This is a genomic window from Flagellimonas lutaonensis, assembly GCF_000963865.1.
GTDB lineage: Bacteria > Bacteroidota > Bacteroidia > Flavobacteriales > Flavobacteriaceae > Flagellimonas_A > Flagellimonas_A lutaonensis.
Genome location: NZ_CP011071.1, coordinates 1468395 through 1485909 on the forward strand (window position 1 = coordinate 1468395; position 17515 = coordinate 1485909).

The 17515-nt window shown below is 43.0% G+C and carries 19 protein-coding genes; 13 read left to right on the forward strand and 6 right to left on the reverse strand.

The features are described 5' to 3' along the window. Window positions 1-57: 57 nt before the first annotated feature. The 6 genes from VC82_RS06735 to purD are packed head-to-tail and all read left to right on the forward strand — an operon-like array spanning window position 58 to window position 6339. Window positions 58-1086, forward strand: coding sequence for a hypothetical protein (locus VC82_RS06735; RefSeq protein WP_157518005.1), 1029 nt, complete (start codon window positions 58-60; stop codon window positions 1084-1086). Next, a complete protein-coding gene (locus tag VC82_RS06740) occupies window positions 1079-1879 on the forward strand; it encodes a hypothetical protein (RefSeq protein WP_045801698.1) in 801 nt (266 codons plus the stop codon). Before VC82_RS06735 ends, VC82_RS06740 begins: the two co-directional genes overlap by 8 nt. Next, entirely contained in the window at window positions 1876-2640 is a 765-nt protein-coding gene (locus VC82_RS06745; protein WP_045801699.1) for a glycosyltransferase family 2 protein, read from the forward strand. Before VC82_RS06740 ends, VC82_RS06745 begins: the two co-directional genes overlap by 4 nt. Before the next feature lie 21 nt (window positions 2641-2661). Then, window positions 2662-4029, forward strand: coding sequence for a sugar transferase (locus VC82_RS06750; protein ID WP_045801700.1), 1368 nt, complete (start codon window positions 2662-2664; stop codon window positions 4027-4029). Next, entirely contained in the window at window positions 4026-5012 is a 987-nt protein-coding gene (locus tag VC82_RS06755) for a UDP-glucuronic acid decarboxylase family protein (RefSeq protein WP_045801701.1), read from the forward strand. Before VC82_RS06750 ends, VC82_RS06755 begins: the two co-directional genes overlap by 4 nt. Before the next feature lie 55 nt (window positions 5013-5067). Beyond that, window positions 5068-6339: a phosphoribosylamine--glycine ligase gene (purD, locus tag VC82_RS06760; RefSeq protein WP_045801702.1), complete on the forward strand. Its 1272-nt coding sequence runs from the start codon at window positions 5068-5070 to the stop codon at window positions 6337-6339. 111 nt (window positions 6340-6450) lie between these two features. Here the strand turns inward: purD and VC82_RS06765 are convergent, their stop codons facing one another. Further along, on the reverse strand, window positions 6451-6672 hold the full coding sequence (locus VC82_RS06765) for a DUF6341 family protein (protein ID WP_045801703.1): 222 nt from the start codon (window positions 6670-6672) through the stop codon (window positions 6451-6453). A 40-nt stretch (window positions 6673-6712) separates the two neighbouring features. Between VC82_RS06765 and VC82_RS06770 the strand changes: the two genes are divergently transcribed. The 3 genes from VC82_RS06770 to VC82_RS06780 are packed head-to-tail and all read left to right on the forward strand — an operon-like array spanning window position 6713 to window position 9314. Next, window positions 6713-7648 carry a DUF6427 family protein gene (locus VC82_RS06770; protein ID WP_045801704.1) on the forward strand — a complete coding sequence of 312 codons (936 nt, stop codon included), beginning with the start codon at window positions 6713-6715 and terminating at the stop codon, window positions 7646-7648. A 33-nt stretch (window positions 7649-7681) separates the two neighbouring features. After that, window positions 7682-8284 (forward strand): DUF4254 domain-containing protein, encoded by a 603-nt coding sequence (locus VC82_RS06775; RefSeq protein WP_045801705.1) that lies wholly within the window; start codon window positions 7682-7684, stop codon window positions 8282-8284. After that, window positions 8268-9314, forward strand: a complete 1047-nt coding sequence (locus VC82_RS06780) for a glycosyltransferase family 9 protein (protein WP_245616003.1) — start codon at window positions 8268-8270, stop codon at window positions 9312-9314. The genes VC82_RS06775 and VC82_RS06780 overlap by 17 nt, the downstream gene beginning before the upstream one ends. Window positions 9315-9320: 6 nt before the next feature. On the opposite strand, the gene VC82_RS06785 is transcribed toward VC82_RS06780, so the two are convergent. From VC82_RS06785 to VC82_RS06805, 5 genes are all read right to left on the reverse strand, one after another. Next, a complete protein-coding gene (locus VC82_RS06785; RefSeq protein WP_045801706.1) occupies window positions 9321-9941 on the reverse strand; it encodes a TetR/AcrR family transcriptional regulator in 621 nt (206 codons plus the stop codon). Window positions 9942-10196: 255 nt separating this feature from the next. After that, a complete protein-coding gene (arsM, locus tag VC82_RS06790) occupies window positions 10197-11165 on the reverse strand; it encodes an arsenosugar biosynthesis arsenite methyltransferase ArsM (RefSeq protein WP_045801707.1) in 969 nt (322 codons plus the stop codon). Between the two features lie 139 nt (window positions 11166-11304). Next, a complete protein-coding gene (gene arsS, locus VC82_RS06795) occupies window positions 11305-12360 on the reverse strand; it encodes an arsenosugar biosynthesis radical SAM (seleno)protein ArsS (protein ID WP_045801708.1) in 1056 nt (351 codons plus the stop codon). A 132-nt stretch (window positions 12361-12492) separates the two neighbouring features. Beyond that, window positions 12493-12828: an arsenosugar biosynthesis-associated peroxidase-like protein gene (locus VC82_RS06800; RefSeq protein ID WP_045801709.1), complete on the reverse strand. Its 336-nt coding sequence runs from the start codon at window positions 12826-12828 to the stop codon at window positions 12493-12495. A 99-nt stretch (window positions 12829-12927) separates the two neighbouring features. Next, entirely contained in the window at window positions 12928-13626 is a 699-nt protein-coding gene (locus tag VC82_RS06805; RefSeq protein WP_045801710.1) for a TIGR04282 family arsenosugar biosynthesis glycosyltransferase, read from the reverse strand. A 357-nt stretch (window positions 13627-13983) separates the two neighbouring features. On the opposite strand from VC82_RS06805, the gene VC82_RS15540 reads away from it, so the two are divergent. The 4 genes from VC82_RS15540 to VC82_RS06820 all read left to right on the forward strand — a co-directional run bounded on the left by VC82_RS15540 (window position 13984) and on the right by VC82_RS06820 (window position 17512). Further along, the gene (locus tag VC82_RS15540) at window positions 13984-14136 is read left to right on the forward strand and encodes a hypothetical protein (protein WP_157518007.1); all 153 of its coding nucleotides are present in this window, start codon (window positions 13984-13986) and stop codon (window positions 14134-14136) included. A 96-nt stretch (window positions 14137-14232) separates the two neighbouring features. After that, window positions 14233-14688, forward strand: a complete 456-nt coding sequence (locus VC82_RS06810) for an Hsp20/alpha crystallin family protein (RefSeq protein ID WP_045801711.1) — start codon at window positions 14233-14235, stop codon at window positions 14686-14688. A 149-nt stretch (window positions 14689-14837) separates the two neighbouring features. Beyond that, the gene (locus VC82_RS06815) at window positions 14838-16388 is read left to right on the forward strand and encodes a Do family serine endopeptidase (RefSeq protein ID WP_052698937.1); all 1551 of its coding nucleotides are present in this window, start codon (window positions 14838-14840) and stop codon (window positions 16386-16388) included. A 194-nt stretch (window positions 16389-16582) separates the two neighbouring features. Then, window positions 16583-17512 carry a DnaJ C-terminal domain-containing protein gene (locus tag VC82_RS06820; protein ID WP_045801712.1) on the forward strand — a complete coding sequence of 310 codons (930 nt, stop codon included), beginning with the start codon at window positions 16583-16585 and terminating at the stop codon, window positions 17510-17512. The last annotated feature ends 3 nt before the right edge of the window (window positions 17513-17515 follow it).

Here is a 17515-nt window from a genome sequence, read left to right on the forward strand (position 1 = left end):
ATCTTGCTTACCATCTTGTCGTATTTGGTTCCAGTATCGTTCTTTGTTTTGAATCTTATGCTGAAGCTCAAACCTTTTGCCCCTGATAATTATATCTATGCTGAGATTATTAGAGATTGGTCGTACTACGATAAATACTCCCTCGGTGTGATGGGATATTCCATCATCAATTGGATACCTATTTCTCTTTCCTTTGGGAAACCAATTATTTTTGTATTGTTCAACATTCATTTCTACAATCTTTCTTTTTTGTTCATTTTCAGGTCTTTTCGATATCTGGCGCAATCAAAAGGGCTAGAAATAGAAAAACGGGAGTATCAGGTTCTGCTGTGCCTAATCTTGTTTTATCCGGTGGGTCTTATCCATGCGGCGAGCTTGCTTAGAGAACCATCTCTTCTGTTGTTCTTTTCGATTAGCTTGATATATGTGGTCAAATTGAACATTTCAAAAATCAATACTGTAGACACATTATTATTAGCTTTGTTTGCCTTTTGCACACTTATTATTCGACCAATTAGCGGCTTCACATTGTTGTGTCTGGCCTTTTTGGCATACGGAATGAGAAAGGGGCTCTTCACCGTTTTCAACTTTTTAAAGTTTGCGGTTGCTGGGGCCATATTTGTATTATTGTTTCAAGAATTGGTTTTAATAATCTACAATTTGGAATTCAATATTGATTGGCTATCCAAATTCAGGGAGGATCATGTTTTGGAGTATGGTGTTGAAGGATACGATGTGAAAAGCTGGGATGGTTTGCTTTTTAGTATAAAAAACATTCTACTGCTATTTTTCCAGTATTTGCTCTCGCCCTTACCCATTCTTGTCGAAAATCACATTACTTTCTCGAAGTTCATACCTTTCTTAGACTCGATCTATGTTTTCTTGTTAACACTTCCAATGATTCTGACAAAGCACAAGAAAACACTTTTGTTCTGGTTATTGGCGGTAATAATAGTAGTGCTTATGGCAAGCTTATTCGAGACAAATATTTCAGGGGCATTCAGGCATAGGATGAATGGGGTGCTAATGCTTATTCCTATGGCAGCTTTCTTTATCTCAAAAAGTAAAATTTTGAGAAATGCATAGAATAACAATTTTGGTTTCTACAGCTGACAGAAGAGTAATTAAGAATGCCGATCTTCTCAATACCCGACTGCATGATAATTTCAGAATGGTCATTTTGAACCAAATGATTGAAGATTCTGAACCATTGACTATTTCAAAGAAATTTTGCACTGTAATCAATTCAAAAACAAAGGGGCTTTCAAAAAGTAGAAATCTGGCGTTTGCGCAAGTTGAAAAAGGTATTGGTGTAATCGCTGATGATGATGTAAGATATTTGGAATCTACTGAAGATACAATTAGGAAGGCGTTTAAAGATTTTCCGTCTTGTCAAATCTTCACATTTAAGATAGTGACCCCTGAAGGTAAAGATTTCAAAAGGTATGCAGACCAAACTTTTGTTCACAACCGAAAATCTATTCTTAAGGTAAGCTCGATTTCGATGGCGGTGAATGTCAAAATTATTAAAGATGTTGACCTGTCTTTTGACGAAAGGTTTGGTCTGGGATCTATTTATCCCACGGGCGAAGAGAACATATATTTGAATGATGCCCTGAAACGCGGTATATCAGCTCGCTTTATTCCAAAGCCAATTGTTGTTCACGAGCCTATGAGCTCGGGTAAAACACTGAGTCCTAAAATTTTATGGGCAAAAGGGGCGATGTTCAGAAGGCTATACGGGGTAAAAGGCTTAGCTGTTGTGGTATTTTTTCTTTTTCTTAAAAGAAAAGAACTACAAAAAAAGGGCACGAACTTTACCGAGGCCTATCGATTATCGATAGAAGGGTTTAGGTCATTAAAGCAATATGAACGATGAAAGCAGATGTGGCGACAGACAATATGGTTTCGATAATCACCCCAATTTTCAATTCTGAAAAATACATTGAACAGTGCATTGCCTCGGTGATCAAACAAACACACACCAATTGGGAACACCTTGTTATCGATGATTGTTCATCCGATAGTGGGCCGCTCAAGGTTAAAGAGACAGCAAAAAACGAAAAAAGACTGAAGTATATAAGGCTCACAAAAAATTCAGGGGCTGGAATTGCGCGAAATAAAGGAATTTCATTGGCTAGAGGGAAATACGTAGCTTTTTTGGATAGTGATGATATTTGGCACCCTGAAAAATTGGAAAAACAGTTGAAATTTATGATTGATAACGATTATTGTTTTACGTTTACCTCTTATGGTTTCATTGATGTGCAAGGCAAAAAAATAGAAGGTGAAATGAGGGCAAAGCATACGGTAACATATCAAAAAGCGCTATATAAAAACCCAATAGGATGCCTTACTGCTGTGTATAATGTCGAAAAACTTGGTAAGGTTTTTATGCCAGAGATTAGAAAAAGACAAGATTTTGCGCTTTGGCTAAAACTTTTGAAAAAAACCAATGCCTATGGATTGCAGGAGTGTTTGGCTTTTTACAGAAAAGGCAATGAATCAATTTCGTCAAATAAACTAAAATTAATCCCTTATGAATGGAAAATATACCGGAAAGAAGAGGGATTATCTTTTTTCGAGAGTTTGTTCTATCTTATAACTGCCTCTATACTGAAGCTAAAGAGTTATTTTTAATTTTTGTCAACTGTTGCTAAGATGCCAAGACCCTCAATACTTAATTCAATAGAGAGAAAGTTTATTCTCTTGGTGGGAGACCTCTTGATCATTTCGGCTTCACTCAATCTTTTAATCAACCATGCCATAGATAAAGAGTTTGTTTCAACAACGCTTAAAGTTTTCGTTTTTGCTTTTGGTATACTTGTGTTCTTGGGGCTTTCGTACATACTAGATTTCTATAACTTGGAAAAAGTTGCCAAAAGAAGATATATAGTGTCGCTGTCCATATTTATTGCGGCTTTCTACGTTTTTCTTGTTTTTATTTTTGCTGTTTTTTTCTTTGACGTGAGCTTTTGGCGCATACCCCTTCTTTCTTTTCTTCTTTTAACGCCAATTGAAGTTGGATTGTGGCGATTGTTCTTTGGGAATATGTTCAGAATCATTCCAACCACAAAAAATGTCCTATACATTTATGACAAGTTTTCCGCCGATTCAGTGAAGAATGAAACTAATGCTATCAATGGGTATGATATCAACACCTTCTACAAGGTTAGGCTTACCTACTCAATTGATCATAACACTCTGGTAAACAAAAGTTTTTTCTTGTCTGCAGCCGAAAAGATAGATACCATAATCGTTAATATTAAGGACTACGAAAGACTGACTAAAGATTTAGAGAATATGATTGTAAGCTCCATTCTTAATGGAAAGGAGGTTATTTCTTATATGTCATTCTATGAAAGTACTTATGAGGCCTTGCCTTTAACCTCTCACAATGAAAGCTACTATGAAATATTGCAGTTGAGAAATAGAAAAATAAGATACTTGCAGACGATATTTACCTTTTGCATAAACTTTGTACTTTCTGTATTTGTGGGAACCATATTCTTATTGGTTACTCCATTCGTTTGGTTTTGCAATCTGTTTTTCAACAGGGGGCCACTTTTTTATACCCAAAAACGGGTCGGCAAGTATGGTAAAGAATTCAAAATATACAAATTTAGGTCTATGGTGGTCGATGCCGAGAAAAGTGGAGCAAAAATGGCCTCAAAGAACGACATGAGGGTTACGCCATTTGGGAAAGTACTTAGAATGTTTAGAATAGACGAAATACCTCAAATAATATCCGTGATAAAGGGCAATATGCAGTTTATAGGGCCCCGTCCTGAGCGTAAAATTTTTGTAGATGAATTAAATCAGATAACCCCGTTCTATAATGTAAGGCACATTATTAAACCAGGAATTACTGGTTGGGCTCAAGTGAAGTTTAAATATGGAGAAAATTTGGATGATTCGATAAAAAAGCTTGAATATGACCTATACTATATCAAGAATAGGTCAATAACTTTGGATTTAAGGATTATTTTTAAAACAATTACAACTGTCTTATTTTCGCGTGGAGTATGAAACAAACCCTCATCACCGGTGCAGCAGGCTTTTTGGGATCCCATCTTTGCGATAGATTCATCGCTGAAGGGCACCATGTCATCGCAATGGACAACCTAATAACAGGTGACCTCAAAAATATTGAACACCTTTTTCAATTAAAACAGTTTGAGTTTTATCACCACGATGTTACGAAGTTCGTACATGTTCCCGGTAAACTTGACTACATTCTCCATTTTGCTTCTCCGGCAAGCCCAATCGACTATTTAAAAATACCCATCCAGACCTTAAAGGTTGGTGCATTGGGCACTCACAACTTGTTAGGATTGGCCAAAGAAAAAGGGGCACGTTTTATGATAGCTTCTACCTCCGAGGTATATGGAGACCCTCTAGTGCATCCACAAACGGAAGAATATTATGGCAATGTGAATACCATTGGCCCCAGAGGGGTCTACGATGAGGCAAAACGGTTTCAAGAGTCCATTACAATGGCCTACCATCGCTTTCATGGCTTAGATACTAGAATTGTAAGAATCTTTAATACGTATGGCCCAAGAATGCGTCTGAACGATGGTAGGGTCATTCCCGCATTTATGGGACAGGCTTTGCGGGGCGAAGATTTGACCGTATTTGGCGATGGCTCCCAAACCCGTTCATTTTGCTATGTTGATGATGAGATTGAAGGCATTTATCGGCTCTTGATGAGCGACTATACCCTGCCAATGAACATTGGCAATCCACATGAAATAACCATCAAGGAGTTTGCTGAAGAAATCATTAAGCTGACAGGGACAGATCAAAAAATTGTCTATAAGCCACTGCCAAAAGATGATCCCATGCAGCGCCAGCCTGATATCACAAAGGCTAAAGAGATTTTGGGATGGGAGCCGAAAGTAGGTCGCGAAGAGGGAATGAAAAAAACATTTGAATATTTCAAGACCCTTTCAAAGGAAGAGTTGGAGCGGACCGAACATCGCGATTTTTCAGATCACAACAGAAAATAGCAAACTTTCTGCTTAGTAAGCATTTGAAATTTTACTTTTGCCCAAACATCAGCTTATGAATATTTTGATATTGGGTTCGGGGGGTCGTGAGCATACCTTTGCTTGGAAAATTGCCCAAAGTGACAAGGTCAATAAACTTTTTGTGGCGCCGGGCAATGCTGGTACTTCTAAGATTGCCAAAAATCTTGATATTAAGGTTAATGACTTCGAGCATTTAAAGCAAGCAGTGCTTGCCGAAAGCATCGATATGGTGGTCGTGGGGCCAGAAGACCCGTTGGTAAATGGGTTGCATGACTTTTTTCTGGAAGATGAACAACTAAAAGACATTCCACTAATAGGGCCGCAAAAGCTGGGAGCGACCTTGGAGGGCAGTAAAGAATTTGCCAAGGCCTTTATGAAACGCCATAGCATCCCCACCGCGGCCTATGAGAGCTTTACAAAAGAGACGTTGGCCAGGGGCTATGCTTTTTTGGAATCTCTTGATCCGCCCTATGTGCTTAAGGCCGATGGTCTTGCCGCAGGTAAGGGAGTGTTGATTTTAAACGATATCGAAGAGGCCAAAAAAGAGCTGAAGGCCATGCTTGTGGACGCGAAATTTGGTACAGCCAGCAACACAGTCGTGGTCGAGGAGTTTTTAGATGGGATTGAACTGAGCTGTTTTGTTTTAACAGATGGCGAAAATTACAAAATACTGCCCACCGCCAAAGATTACAAACGAATAGGAGAGGGAGACCTAGGGTTGAACACGGGTGGAATGGGCGCTATTTCACCGGTTCCCTTTGCCGATGCCGAATTCATGCAGAAAATAGAACAACGCATTGTAAAACCTACCATAGACGGACTTAAAAAAGACAACATCCCTTATGTTGGTTTTATTTTTATTGGACTGATAAAGGTTAATGGAGAGCCCAAGGTAATTGAATACAATGTGCGTATGGGCGATCCGGAGACCGAGGTGGTCATTCCGAGAATCAAGAACGACATGGTCGAAGTGTTACAGGCGGTGGCCGATGGGAGACTGAATGAGGTCACGTTGGAGATAGACGAACGCTCAGCTGCAACGGTGATGACAGTTTCAGGAGGTTACCCAGAGGCTTATGAAAAAGGGAAGGAGATTATTGGGCTGGAAAAGATTTCCGATTCCATAGTTTTTCATGCGGGCACCAAAGAAGAAAACGGAAAAATCTTGACCAACGGCGGCCGTGTGATCGCGGTCACTTCTTTCGGAAATGATTTTAGGGAAGCCCTGTCAACTTCCTATCAGAATATCCAAAAAATGGATTTTGAAGGAATGTACTACCGAAAAGATCTAGGGTTTGACCTTTGACCTCGTAGAGTCATTGTCCTCGATCCACTCGTTTCTTTGCCGGATTGTCGATTGAAATCCAAAGTAAACGGTGGCCGAACAAAGGCCACTGTTTCTATTTTCTTAAGGAAATTACAGGTATGAGTGCGAGGTTATGCTCTTGTCTTCTTCGCCACGATCATTGAAAAGTTTTAGCTGCTTCAGCCAATAGAACATGGCGATAACACCAATAATCAGAAATATCCAGTTTACGGTGTTAGACGTCCACCAATTGTCCATAAAACGGAAAAAGTCGTAGGGCCAAAAGAGATAGTTCACAAATAAGTCTTCGATACCGTAAAAAAATGAGCTCATCTTCTCTATATTTATAGATGCAAAAATAGTAAATCCGAGGATGATATCAAGATTTTTTGGCAAAACCCAGCCCATTCAGTATGTCGTTCTCTTGGTCTTTCTGTTTGCCTTTCATTGGCTGTATGCCGTTCGCATTGTGGGCGAGCAATTAACCCCCAACGCCATCTTGGGCCAACTATTGCTGTTCGCACTAGTGGCAATCAGTATTCTGTTTGCTGATATGATGGTCAAAAAGCATAAGATTACCGGCCAGCATTCGTTCTTTATGCTTTTTTGGGTGTTGCTGATCATACTTTTTCCGAATACAGTGGCCGAAGCCAAGGCCATGGTAAGCAATTTCTTTGTTTTGTTGGCAGTACACCGCTTGCTCGAGGTCAAGTCACTAAAAAATCTAAAGCATAAGATTTTCGATGCCATGCTTTGGGTTTGCTTCGCCTCGCTTTTCTGCCCTTGGACCCTTCTTTTTTTTGGCCTTGTATTTTTTTCGATCAATACCTATGCCCCGAAATCGACCAAGACCTGGTTATCGGCTTTGGCGGGGATTGCCACTTTCTTGATGTTGACCCTTGCTGTTCTTTTCTGGTACGGTAAAAGCCAATTTTTTGTGGAACACTATGATTTTGTCGCCCAGTTCAAGCAAGGGATGCCGAGCTCGGTAACGGACCTAAACAGCAAAATAATCGTATTTGCGGCGCTGGTCGTTATCATGGCCATCATAGATTTTGTGAAGTTTCGAAAAAAGGGCGGCGGGCGAATCATCGTATTTCGCTTCATGCTGTTGTATTTCTTTTTGGCACTTTTGGTGAATGCCCTGGCGCAGACCTCGCCATTCTATATTTTGTTCAGTTTTATGCCAGCCTCGGTTTTTATCGCCAACTATATAGAGACCATCAAACGGGCGCAGTTAAAAGAGGCGGTATTGGCACTTTTTATCTTAGCCCCATTGGCACTGCTACTGGAGCAACAAATGGGCTAAGGCAGAAATCCTATCTTTGCAAAAAAACAGAGTATGTTCAGCGAACAGGCCTTTAAGATTTTTGAAGAGAGCATTGAAGATTACCATGTCAAAGACCATGTGGACCAAGAATTCGTGAATCGATATGATAGTGGAATCGAAAGACTGCTCTACCGCAAAAACTGGATAGATACCGTGCAGTGGCATTATGAGGACATTATCAGAGATCCCCAAATTGAACCCGAAGAAGCTCTACAGCTTAAGCGGAAAATAGATGCCAGCAATCAAGACCGTACCGATCTGGTAGAATATATCGACAGCTATTTTCTTCAAAAATACCAATCGGTAGATGTAAAGCCTGATGCCACCATCAATACGGAAAGCCCTGCTTGGGCCATCGACCGATTATCGATTTTGGCCTTAAAGATCTACCATATGCGCGAAGAGGTCGAGCGCAAGGATGCCTCGGCAGCACATGTTCAGAAATGCCAAGAAAAGCTGAACGTGCTGCTTGAGCAAAAGAAAGACCTTTCGACCGCTATCAACCAGCTCTTGGCCGATATTGAAAACGGAGACAAGTACATGAAAGTCTATAAGCAGATGAAAATGTACAATGATGATGAATTAAACCCTGTTTTGCGTGGCCAAAAAGGCTAAGAACGACCATATTCTGGTCATTCGCTTTTCTGCCCTGGGCGATGTGGCCATGACCGTGCCGGTTCTATTGGCACTCACCAAGAAATATCCTGGGCTAAAGATTACCGTGGTTTCACGGGGCTTTCACAAGCCTCTGTTCCACCATATCAACGGGGTCGATTTCCACGAAGCGGAACTTTTGGGCAAACACAAGGGGATTATTGGCTTATGGAAACTGTATTGCGAACTGAAAAAACAGCCCATCCATGCGGTGGCCGACCTTCATAATGTACTTCGTAGCAATATCTTAAAAGCATTTTTTGCACTTGGGGGCATAAAAGTGGTGCAAATTGATAAGGGCCGGCCCGAGAAAAGGGCTTTGACCCGTAAAAAGAACAAAATCTTCAAACAGCTGAAGAACACCCATGAACGCTATGCCGATGTGTTCGCAGAATTGGGATATCCTGTTGAGTTAAGAACTGACAATGTGTTGCCGCCCCTTACAATGTCACAGGAAGTAAAAAAGATGGTGGGAGAAAAGGCTGAACCTAGTATAGGCATTGCCCCCTTTGCGGCCCATGCGGGCAAGATGTACCCGTTTGATAGAACGGTAAGCATTATCGAATTCCTTAAAAATACCAAAAAGTATAAAATATTTCTTTTAGGTGGCGGAAAGAAGGAAAAAGAAATGCTCGAAACCCTTGCTTCCCCGTTTGATAAGGTTTTCAACGTGGCTGGCAAGCTGTCATTCGAAGAAGAACTGCAACTGATTTCCCATCTTGACCTTATGGTGTCAATGGACAGTGCCAATGCACATCTGGCGGCAAATTTTGGTGTAAAGGTCATAACCTTATGGGGCGTTACCCACCCCTATGCGGGCTTTTACCCTTTCGGGCAGCATCTTTCAAATGCCTTGTTGGCCGATAGGGCGGCATATCCGCTTATTCCCACCTCTGTGTATGGCAACAAGGTGCCCGAGGGCTACGAGAACGTGATGGAGTCCATCCCAACGGAAACCGTCTTGGGCAAAGTGGAGGAAGTCCTTGTCTAAAACAGTCTAGTAAATGGTTTCCTTCTCTTGCTCTAAAGTGTACATATAAGCCTTTAATTGCTGTATGTATTGATATTTTAGCATTTTCGCATTACCGCTCGCCATCATGGTTCGAATGCCCATGTAAGAAGAAATGATGTAGGTAGCCACCTCTTCACAATTGACATGACGGGCGATATGGCCATCGCTCTTACCGTTTTTAAGGGCAGATATAAGATTGATCTCCCATACTTTGAGAATATCTTTCAAATATTGTAGAACCTCGTTCTCACCACGGTTGAACTCCGTCAAGAAGTTGCCGAGCATAAAACCACAGTCCATCGAATTGTGCTCAGCCGTTTCCAAGGCATTGTTCAAGGTGTCGATGATTACGGGAATCGGGCTCTTATCTTGGGCAAGTGGCTCGACCAACAGCGCATACACCTTTTGCATAATGATGTTTTGCGTAATGCTGATAAAAAAATCTTCCTTTGATTTGAAATGGTGGTAAAAGGCACCTTTTGAAAGGGACAGCTCTTTTAAGATATCGTCGATACTGGTCGCATGATATCCTTTTTGATAGAAAAGCTCAAGGCCTTTCGCCCTCATTCGGTGCATGGTTTCCATGCGTTTTCGGTTCTTGTCCATAAGATTTGGTTTTTTGGGTTTTAGACCGTTAAGTCTGTTTCAAAGAACCGATGAACCGATAAAAAGTTGAAGATTATGGGATATATGGCAGAAAAATTTCGTTAAAAAGTCATTTGGTCGACCAAATGACTGGTTTTCAAAAAACTAAACCGACCAAGTGGTCGGTTTAAGTGCGAAAACTTTCGCCTAAATGCATCCCAAAAAGAGGTTTTTTGGCGTACGATTTCCCTTCAAAAGAAAATCTTCTATCTGGTTTCAACAACATCCCCCGCCATCGTAATGATAGGTAGATTCGCTGATAAAGATATCATTCCTGCCAAGGGCTGCCAAGGCACCAGCGGTTTTGTCGCATACTGCCAAGGGCTGGTTCTTTAACAATACATGTCCTTTTTTATCGTCAAAATAGTCTTCACTTCCATAATAGATGGCCGCTTTGCCGGTAAAGACACATGGCCCATCGTCTGGCATTGGGTCTTTTATGGCCGCCACTTCGATGGACTCGATATATATCAATTCGTCTGTCGGGTAGTTCTTTGGGTCGAGTATGCGATACGGCTTTCTGGCCCTGATTTCGATGGTGCCAAAGCCAACATCGGTCAAAGCCTTTATGTAGTCTTTGATGGGGAGGCTTCCGCTGAGGCACAGGGCCCTAAGCCTATCATCGTTTCGTAGGATCTCGTTCATCCCTTGCTCACAAACGGGATCGCTCATCACAAGCCTTCCGTGTGGTTTCAGCACACGGTACATTTCTTCAATGGCCCTTTTAAGGTCATCTTCCTTAAAGATATTGAACAGACAGTTCTGGGCGGCCACATCGATGCTGTTGTCTTCGACCGGAAGGTTAAGGGCATCGCCCTTTCGCAATTCCACAAACTCAGATTTGAACCAATCGTTTTCTGCTTCGGCCACTTTAAAGTTGTTTCGGCTGGCCTCTAACATTTCGTCCACTACATCAACACCGATCACCCCGCCTTTTTGGCGGCTGAAATAGGCAAATTGCAACAGTTCCATTCCGCCGCCCACACCCACATACAATACGCTGGGATTATTGGTCAAATCACGCGCATGGACCGTGCTGCCGCAACCATAGTTCATTTCTTGCATGATCTTGGGAATCTTCAACCCGGGCAGCTCCCATACGGGATTGGTGGTACAGCAAAGCCCTACATCTGGGGTTAAAGCTGCTTCTCTATATAAATCGTTTGTAGCTTCTAAATAACTCATAATATTGGCCCCTGGCCCCCATAGGGGAACTTTTGCGGGGATGTTTTAAAGGTTACACTTATTTGAATTCAGTAATTTCTAATCAATTTTTTTTTCATACAACGAACAAACTCCCCTCTTTAGAGGGATTGGGAGAGACTTACGCCACAGTCCCTTGACAACTGCTTCCCGCACCAGCGGTACAGCCATAGCAGTGTTGTGAAATGATAATATTTCTGTTGTTGAGCACATCTTCATTGTAATCTTTGATGTGCTGCACCTTGCTGGCCACTTTTAGGCCCAGCATCTGGTTGAAATCGCAGTCGTACAACCAGCCATCCCAACTGACCGAAATCGTGTTGGTGCACATTACGTTTTCAACTGCCGCTGGATTGTAGGCATCAACAAGGGCGTACATATAGTCCTCATAGTTTTCGGAAGCGATCAGATAGTCCAAAAAACGGGAGATCGGAAGGTTGGTAATGGCAAACAGATTATGGAAATGGATTCCGAAATCTTCGAACAAGGCCTTCTTAAAGTCCTTTTCCAAAGCCGTTTGGTCACCGGGCAGATAGGCACCTGAAGGGTTGTAGACAAGGTCTAACTTTAGATTGCTTTCAGGCATGCCATAGCCGACCGCATTTAACTCTTGCAGCGCTTTTATGCTTTTGTCAAACACGCCATCGCCTCGCTGTTTGTCTGTTTTTCCGCGGGTATAGTGCGGCATTGACGAGACCACGTGAACATTGTGTTTTTTGAAGAATTCAGGCAGGTTGTGGTATTTTTTGTTGGCACGGATGATGGTCAGGTTCGAGCGAACGATGAAGTCTTTGATACCTGCTTTGGCAGCCTCTTCGACAAACCACCGAAAATTAGGGTTCATCTCTGGGGCCCCGCCAGTAAGGTCCAATGTGTGGGCACCGGTGTTGCGGATCACCTCCAAGCATTGCTTCATTGTCTCACGGGTCATGATTTCCTTTCGATCGGGCCCTGCATCCACATGGCAGTGCTCGCAGACCTGGTTGCACATATAGCCCACGTTGATCTGCAGGATCTCCAATTTCTTGGGCCGCAATGGAAACTGGCCAATTTCAGCGATTTTATCCTTGAAATAGGGCAGTTCGCCCTCGGCAAAGAGACCATTGCTCAAGATCTCAAGCTGCTTGTTGGTCGCTGCCAATTCCTTATTTCTTGCTTTTAGTGATTTTGTAGCCATATCTGTTTTATCTGAAATTCAGCAGTGCAATTACGTAAAATAGTTATTGGATACTTAATATTTACTGCCTTTCGATTAAGTAAGAAATATGAAGTACGAATGCTTTTCTCAAAACTTCGTACCTCACACTTTTTACATGCTCAACTTATTGTATTTGTTCATCATTTGCACCCCGTGTACCAGGGTGGCACCACTTTCTATGGCGGCTCCGGCATGAACGGCCTCCATCATTTCTTCTTTGGTGATACCCCTTTGCAGCCCGTCTTTGGTATAGGCATCAATGCAGTACGGGCACTTGACCACATGTGCCACGGCCAATGCGATGAGCGATTTTTCACGGGCACTCAAGGCACCTTCCTCGAACACCTTGCCATAGTAATCAAAGAACTTTTCGCCCAGTTCTTCACTCCATTCGGTGATGTTTCCAAATTTTCTTAGATCTGCGGGATCGTAATATGAATTAGCCATATTGGTAGTTTAAATAATAAATTTTGACGCCATGACCGAGGTCACGGGCACGTTGTTGGTTAATTTTCTAGAAAAAAGAGAAGATCCTTATAATGGATTTCAGACACCGACTAAGGGAGAGCCTTTGTTGTGATAAACACCAGTACCAATCGGTATTATTTTTTTAAGGAAGTATAAAAAAACATTTTCGATTTGGATGAAGGATGCCAGAAGATGTCTCATTGCCCGGGAAATCGATTTGATCGAATACGCCAAAACGGTGACATCCACAAGCGAATCGATATCGGTGAGCGCACAAAGCGATACATGGTCAACACCTTTCCTATCAAAATAAAAAAGGGTTTCGCGATAGGCGTTTCTCGTTTGCCAGGGCAGTTTACTGAACGTTTTGCTGTCAAAAGCGCAGTGCTGAATGCCCATCAAGTAAAAACCGCCATCGTTTGATGGCCCCAACACGTTCTTGCCCCCATCCAAACAGTCTTTGGCTGCGAGCAAATGCCTTGCCTTGAGTTGCGGGCTATCGTTTCCGACGGTGATTACCTTATCGTGGCCCAAATCGAAAAGTGATTGGATCGCGTGCGCAAACCGTTCGCCAAACGAATTGCCCCGTTGTTCCTTTTCAGTAAAAAGATAATGGGGCAGTCCTGTCTTTTTGACTTCGGCCAACGTATGGGCCGTCAGGGCCTCGAAAAGCCTGGCGCCATCAAATATGGATTTGTGCTTTGTTTCCTCCTCGGCCGAAAGGGCAAAGACCAAAATGGCGGTAGAGGCGGTTTTTATGTGGCGCTGAGGTTTCATAGCTATGTAAACTTACGACAAAATCGTACAAACAGTTTGGTCGAATCTATTTTTTTGGCATTACAAAACATTCAGGTTTTAACATTATGTCCCAAATACCCCTTACCGACCAAGTGGTCGGTTTTCGAAGAGCCCCAATGGCGAACAGCCCAACGAAATGTTGGATGTACAACGGGCAATTATCGACAAAAGGTCTTGATGGGCCTGTATTTATTATCAAAAGGCAAACCAGCCGACCGAGCGGTTTGTGAAAATACGCTTCGGGGCTTTGATTTTTATAAAAATTTAGTGTGACAAGCACCCAAAATGGCACATCATTTGTCGTATTGCAAACAGATTAAAAGTGTTTTATGGACAATGGACAAGTTGGCATACGGACTATCAATCTTGACGGTGCTGTATCTTGCTTTTTTGTTGGTGACCATCAAGGTCTTTCTTCAAGATGCGCTAACCGACCCAGGATTTAAGAATCCGCTTCGTTCCCTTTTGAAGCGGAAAAAGTCCGACTAGCAAACCAGAATATGACAAGTTGGCAGTCTTTGGCTGTCACAAAAGAATTGAATGTAAAACAGTGACCAATTGTTTAACCTTTAAACTCAAGAAGTTATGAGTACGTTGCTAACTACTTCAAAGACTGGAAGCAATCTAAGAAGGAGCTTTCCCTCGTGGGTCGAAGACTGGTTGGGCAATGACTTGGCCGGTACCTTCGGGTCAAACTTCAACACAGGAATGACCTTGCCCGCGGTGAACATTCGCGAAACAGGCGATGAGTATTTGGTTGAAATGGCCGTACCGGGCCTTCAGAAGTCTGATTTCGATATCAGTCTAGAAGACCACGTGCTTTCCATTTCGGCCGAAGTTGATGAAAAGGAAGAAAGCAAGCAGGGCAACTATACCCGACGGGAATTTGGGTATGCTTCTTTCAAGCGAAGCTTTTCGCTTCCTGAGACCGTTGAAGATGAACAGATCAAGGCCGAGTACAAAGAAGGCGTCTTGAGCATACATCTTCCCAAAAAAGAAGAGGCAAGAAAAAAACCTGTTCGAAGCATCAAAATCTCATAAAAATGTGAAGAGGCCACCTATCGGCCTCTTTGCTTCTAGTTTTTAAAAGGGAATACAATGTTGCTGTTCATGTTGTTGATGGCCACCAAAAAAAGCCTGAAAAAGAAATTTTTGAAACCAAGAATAGTTAACCAAAAAATGGAGAACCTATGAAAAAGATAAACATCAAAACAACCGAAAGCCGAAAGATATACCTGTTTTCGGCACTGATTGCATTAGTGGTGAGTTTAGCTGTTTTTGGCGGCTTCCACTTTTTAAAAGATGAACCCGTACTCATCAACCAAGTAAACGGCACACCTGCCAAAAATGTACTGTACACCAAAGACAGTGATGGCAATCTGCGGCCACTTGACTTCACCGAGACCACGAACAAAGTGTTGGATGCGGTGGTGCACATTCGTTCGGCACGTACCCTCAAGGGCGATGGGCCACGTGAGTACCGTTACCGACAATTGCCCGATCCCTTTGAGGACTTTTTCAAAGACAGCCCATTCGGCGATTTTTTCAAACGTCGTGAAATGGTGCCCGAAGAGCCCTTGGTGCCACAACCCTTCTATGGCTCGGGTTCAGGGGTCATCATCAATGAAAAGGGCTATATCGTTACCAACAATCATGTGATAGACGATGCCGACGAATTGGAGGTCACCCTGCACGACAATACTACCTACAAGGCTACGGTGATCGGCACCGACCCCACCACTGACTTGGCTTTGATACAGATCAAGGCTGACAACCTTAAACCATTGACCCTGGTCAATTCAGATGATGTTGAGGTCGGCGAATGGGTTCTCGCTGTGGGCAATCCCTTTAGCCTGAACTCAACGGTAACGGCCGGTATCGTAAGTGCCAAGGCGCGAAACATCAATATCAACAAAGAGAAATTTGCCGTTGAGAGTTTTATACAGACCGATGCCGCCATAAATCCCGGCAATAGCGGGGGTGCTTTGGTGAACCTTGACGGGAACCTGATCGGTATCAATACTGCCATTGCCAGTAGAACGGGCACCTACAATGGTTACGGTTTTGCAGTGCCCAGCAATATCGTGAGCAAGGTGGTCGAAGACCTTCTCAAATACGGAAGCGTTCAGCGCGGTATGATGGGCGTTACCATTATGACCATGAACGGCAACCTTGCCAAAGAAAAAGATGTCGACTTTATGGCCGGCGTGTGGATAGAGAACGTGGGCGAAGACAGTGCCGCTGAAAAGGCGGGGCTAAAGAAAGGCGACATTATTCTTGAGGTAAACGGTGAAAAGGTCACCACCTCGCCAAGGTTGCAAGAAATCATCGCACGCCACCGGCCCGGGGACAAGGTGAAGGTTTTGGTAAACCGAGATGGCAAAGAGAAAACCTTTACCGTGGTATTGGAAAATTCAAACGGCAGCACCAAGATTTCTAAAAAAGAGCACAACGAGGTCTTGAATTTCTTGGGGGCCGATTTTGAAACCCTTGACAAAGAAAAGGCCGATGAGCTCGATATCGATGGCGGCGTTAAAGTGGTGAACCTATACGCCGGTAAATTGAGAAAAGAAACACAAATACGCGAAGGCTTCATCATAACCCACATTGACGGTAAAAAGGTGAAAGACATCAAAGATGTGGTGGAAGCGCTAGAGAATAAGAGAGGCGGCGTAATGCTCGAGGGAATATACGAAGATATTCCAGGCAAATATTATTACGCCTTCGGTATGGATTCGTAGCCCTGCATGATCAATTTAAAAAGGTGCCCATATACCTGAGAAGAGGTTCTTTGCTATGGTGCATTTGGCCTCCAAGGTTTTTAAGGGCACCCTTTTTTTTGCGATAGGATACTTAGTTTATGAAGCGAAAATGACAAATCTAAGAGACAGAGAACGTATATTTAGTGACCAACAAAAAAAGAATATAGTTGAACATGGCATTTAGAGATTATTATAACATATTGGGAGTCAGTAAAAATGCCTCAGAGAAAGAGATAAAAAAAGCCTACAGAAAATTGGCCACAGAGTACCACCCTGACAAAACCAAGGGAAACAAAGACTTGGAAGAAAAGTTCAAGGAAATCTCTGAGGCCTATCAAGTTTTGGGCAATGCAGAAAGGCGCAAACAATATGATGAACTGGGCGCCGATTGGGAACAGTTTCAACAATCGGGGGCCAGCTACGAAGATTTTGTGGCCCAAAAGAAACAATATGAGCAATACCAGCGCCAACGGCAACGTCAGAGCAGGCGCCAATATGCCGGTGCCGACCCGTTTCAGGGGGGCGGCCAAGGGTTCTCAGATTTTTTTGAAGCCTTTTTTGGCGGCGGTGGAAACCCTTTTGAAGAGTCCCAGCACTTTACCGGTGCCGATGTTTCGGGTGAGGTGGCCATCGACTTTATGGAAGCCTATCACGGTACAGAGCGGATCTTGGATGTTGACGGCAACCAAATTAAGCTGAAAATAAAACCCGGGGCCTATAACGGGCTTCAGCTACGTGCGCGCGGCAAGGGGCAAAAGGGTAGTCATGGCAAGGCGGGCGACCTATATGTGCGCATTCGGGTAAACGAGCACCCTACTTTTAAGCGTGAGGGCCATAACCTGCATATGGATGTTGAGGTGGATGTGTTCGACGCACTTCTTGGAGGCGATTTGCCCATCATGACCCCCTCTGGCAAGGTGAACATAAAACTGAAAGAGGGTACCCAGAACCAAAAAACGCTACGATTGCGCGGCAAGGGCATGCCCATATATGGCAAGCCGGGCCAGTTTGGTGACTTATTGGTCACCCTGAACGTTAAATTGCCCAAAAAGCTTAGCCAAAAACAGAGAGAATTATTGAAACAAGCGAAGAACGCTGGCTAAAAT

Bases quoted from the DNA above. Each gene is read 5' to 3' on its own strand.
- VC82_RS06735 (WP_157518005.1), top strand. From the start codon at position 58: ATGCTGAAGCTCAAACCTTTTGCCCCTGATAATTATATCTATGCTGAG.
- VC82_RS06740 (WP_045801698.1), top strand. From the start codon at position 1,079: ATGCATAGAATAACAATTTTGGTTTCTACAGCTGACAGAAGAGTAATT.
- VC82_RS06745 (WP_045801699.1), top strand. From the start codon at position 1,876: ATGAAAGCAGATGTGGCGACAGACAATATGGTTTCGATAATCACCCCA.
- VC82_RS06750 (WP_045801700.1), top strand. From the start codon at position 2,662: ATGCCAAGACCCTCAATACTTAATTCAATAGAGAGAAAGTTTATTCTC.
- VC82_RS06755 (WP_045801701.1), top strand. From the start codon at position 4,026: ATGAAACAAACCCTCATCACCGGTGCAGCAGGCTTTTTGGGATCCCAT.
- purD (WP_045801702.1), top strand. From the start codon at position 5,068: ATGAATATTTTGATATTGGGTTCGGGGGGTCGTGAGCATACCTTTGCT.
- VC82_RS06765 (WP_045801703.1), bottom strand. From the start codon at position 6,672: ATGAGCTCATTTTTTTACGGTATCGAAGACTTATTTGTGAACTATCTC.
- VC82_RS06770 (WP_045801704.1), top strand. From the start codon at position 6,713: ATGATATCAAGATTTTTTGGCAAAACCCAGCCCATTCAGTATGTCGTT.
- VC82_RS06775 (WP_045801705.1), top strand. From the start codon at position 7,682: ATGTTCAGCGAACAGGCCTTTAAGATTTTTGAAGAGAGCATTGAAGAT.
- VC82_RS06785 (WP_045801706.1), bottom strand. From the start codon at position 9,941: ATGGACAAGAACCGAAAACGCATGGAAACCATGCACCGAATGAGGGCG.
- arsM (WP_045801707.1), bottom strand. From the start codon at position 11,165: ATGAGTTATTTAGAAGCTACAAACGATTTATATAGAGAAGCAGCTTTA.
- arsS (WP_045801708.1), bottom strand. From the start codon at position 12,360: ATGGCTACAAAATCACTAAAAGCAAGAAATAAGGAATTGGCAGCGACC.
- VC82_RS06800 (WP_045801709.1), bottom strand. From the start codon at position 12,828: ATGGCTAATTCATATTACGATCCCGCAGATCTAAGAAAATTTGGAAAC.
- VC82_RS06805 (WP_045801710.1), bottom strand. From the start codon at position 13,626: ATGAAACCTCAGCGCCACATAAAAACCGCCTCTACCGCCATTTTGGTC.
- VC82_RS15540 (WP_157518007.1), top strand. From the start codon at position 13,984: ATGGACAAGTTGGCATACGGACTATCAATCTTGACGGTGCTGTATCTT.
- VC82_RS06810 (WP_045801711.1), top strand. From the start codon at position 14,233: ATGAGTACGTTGCTAACTACTTCAAAGACTGGAAGCAATCTAAGAAGG.
- VC82_RS06815 (WP_052698937.1), top strand. From the start codon at position 14,838: ATGAAAAAGATAAACATCAAAACAACCGAAAGCCGAAAGATATACCTG.
- VC82_RS06820 (WP_045801712.1), top strand. From the start codon at position 16,583: ATGGCATTTAGAGATTATTATAACATATTGGGAGTCAGTAAAAATGCC.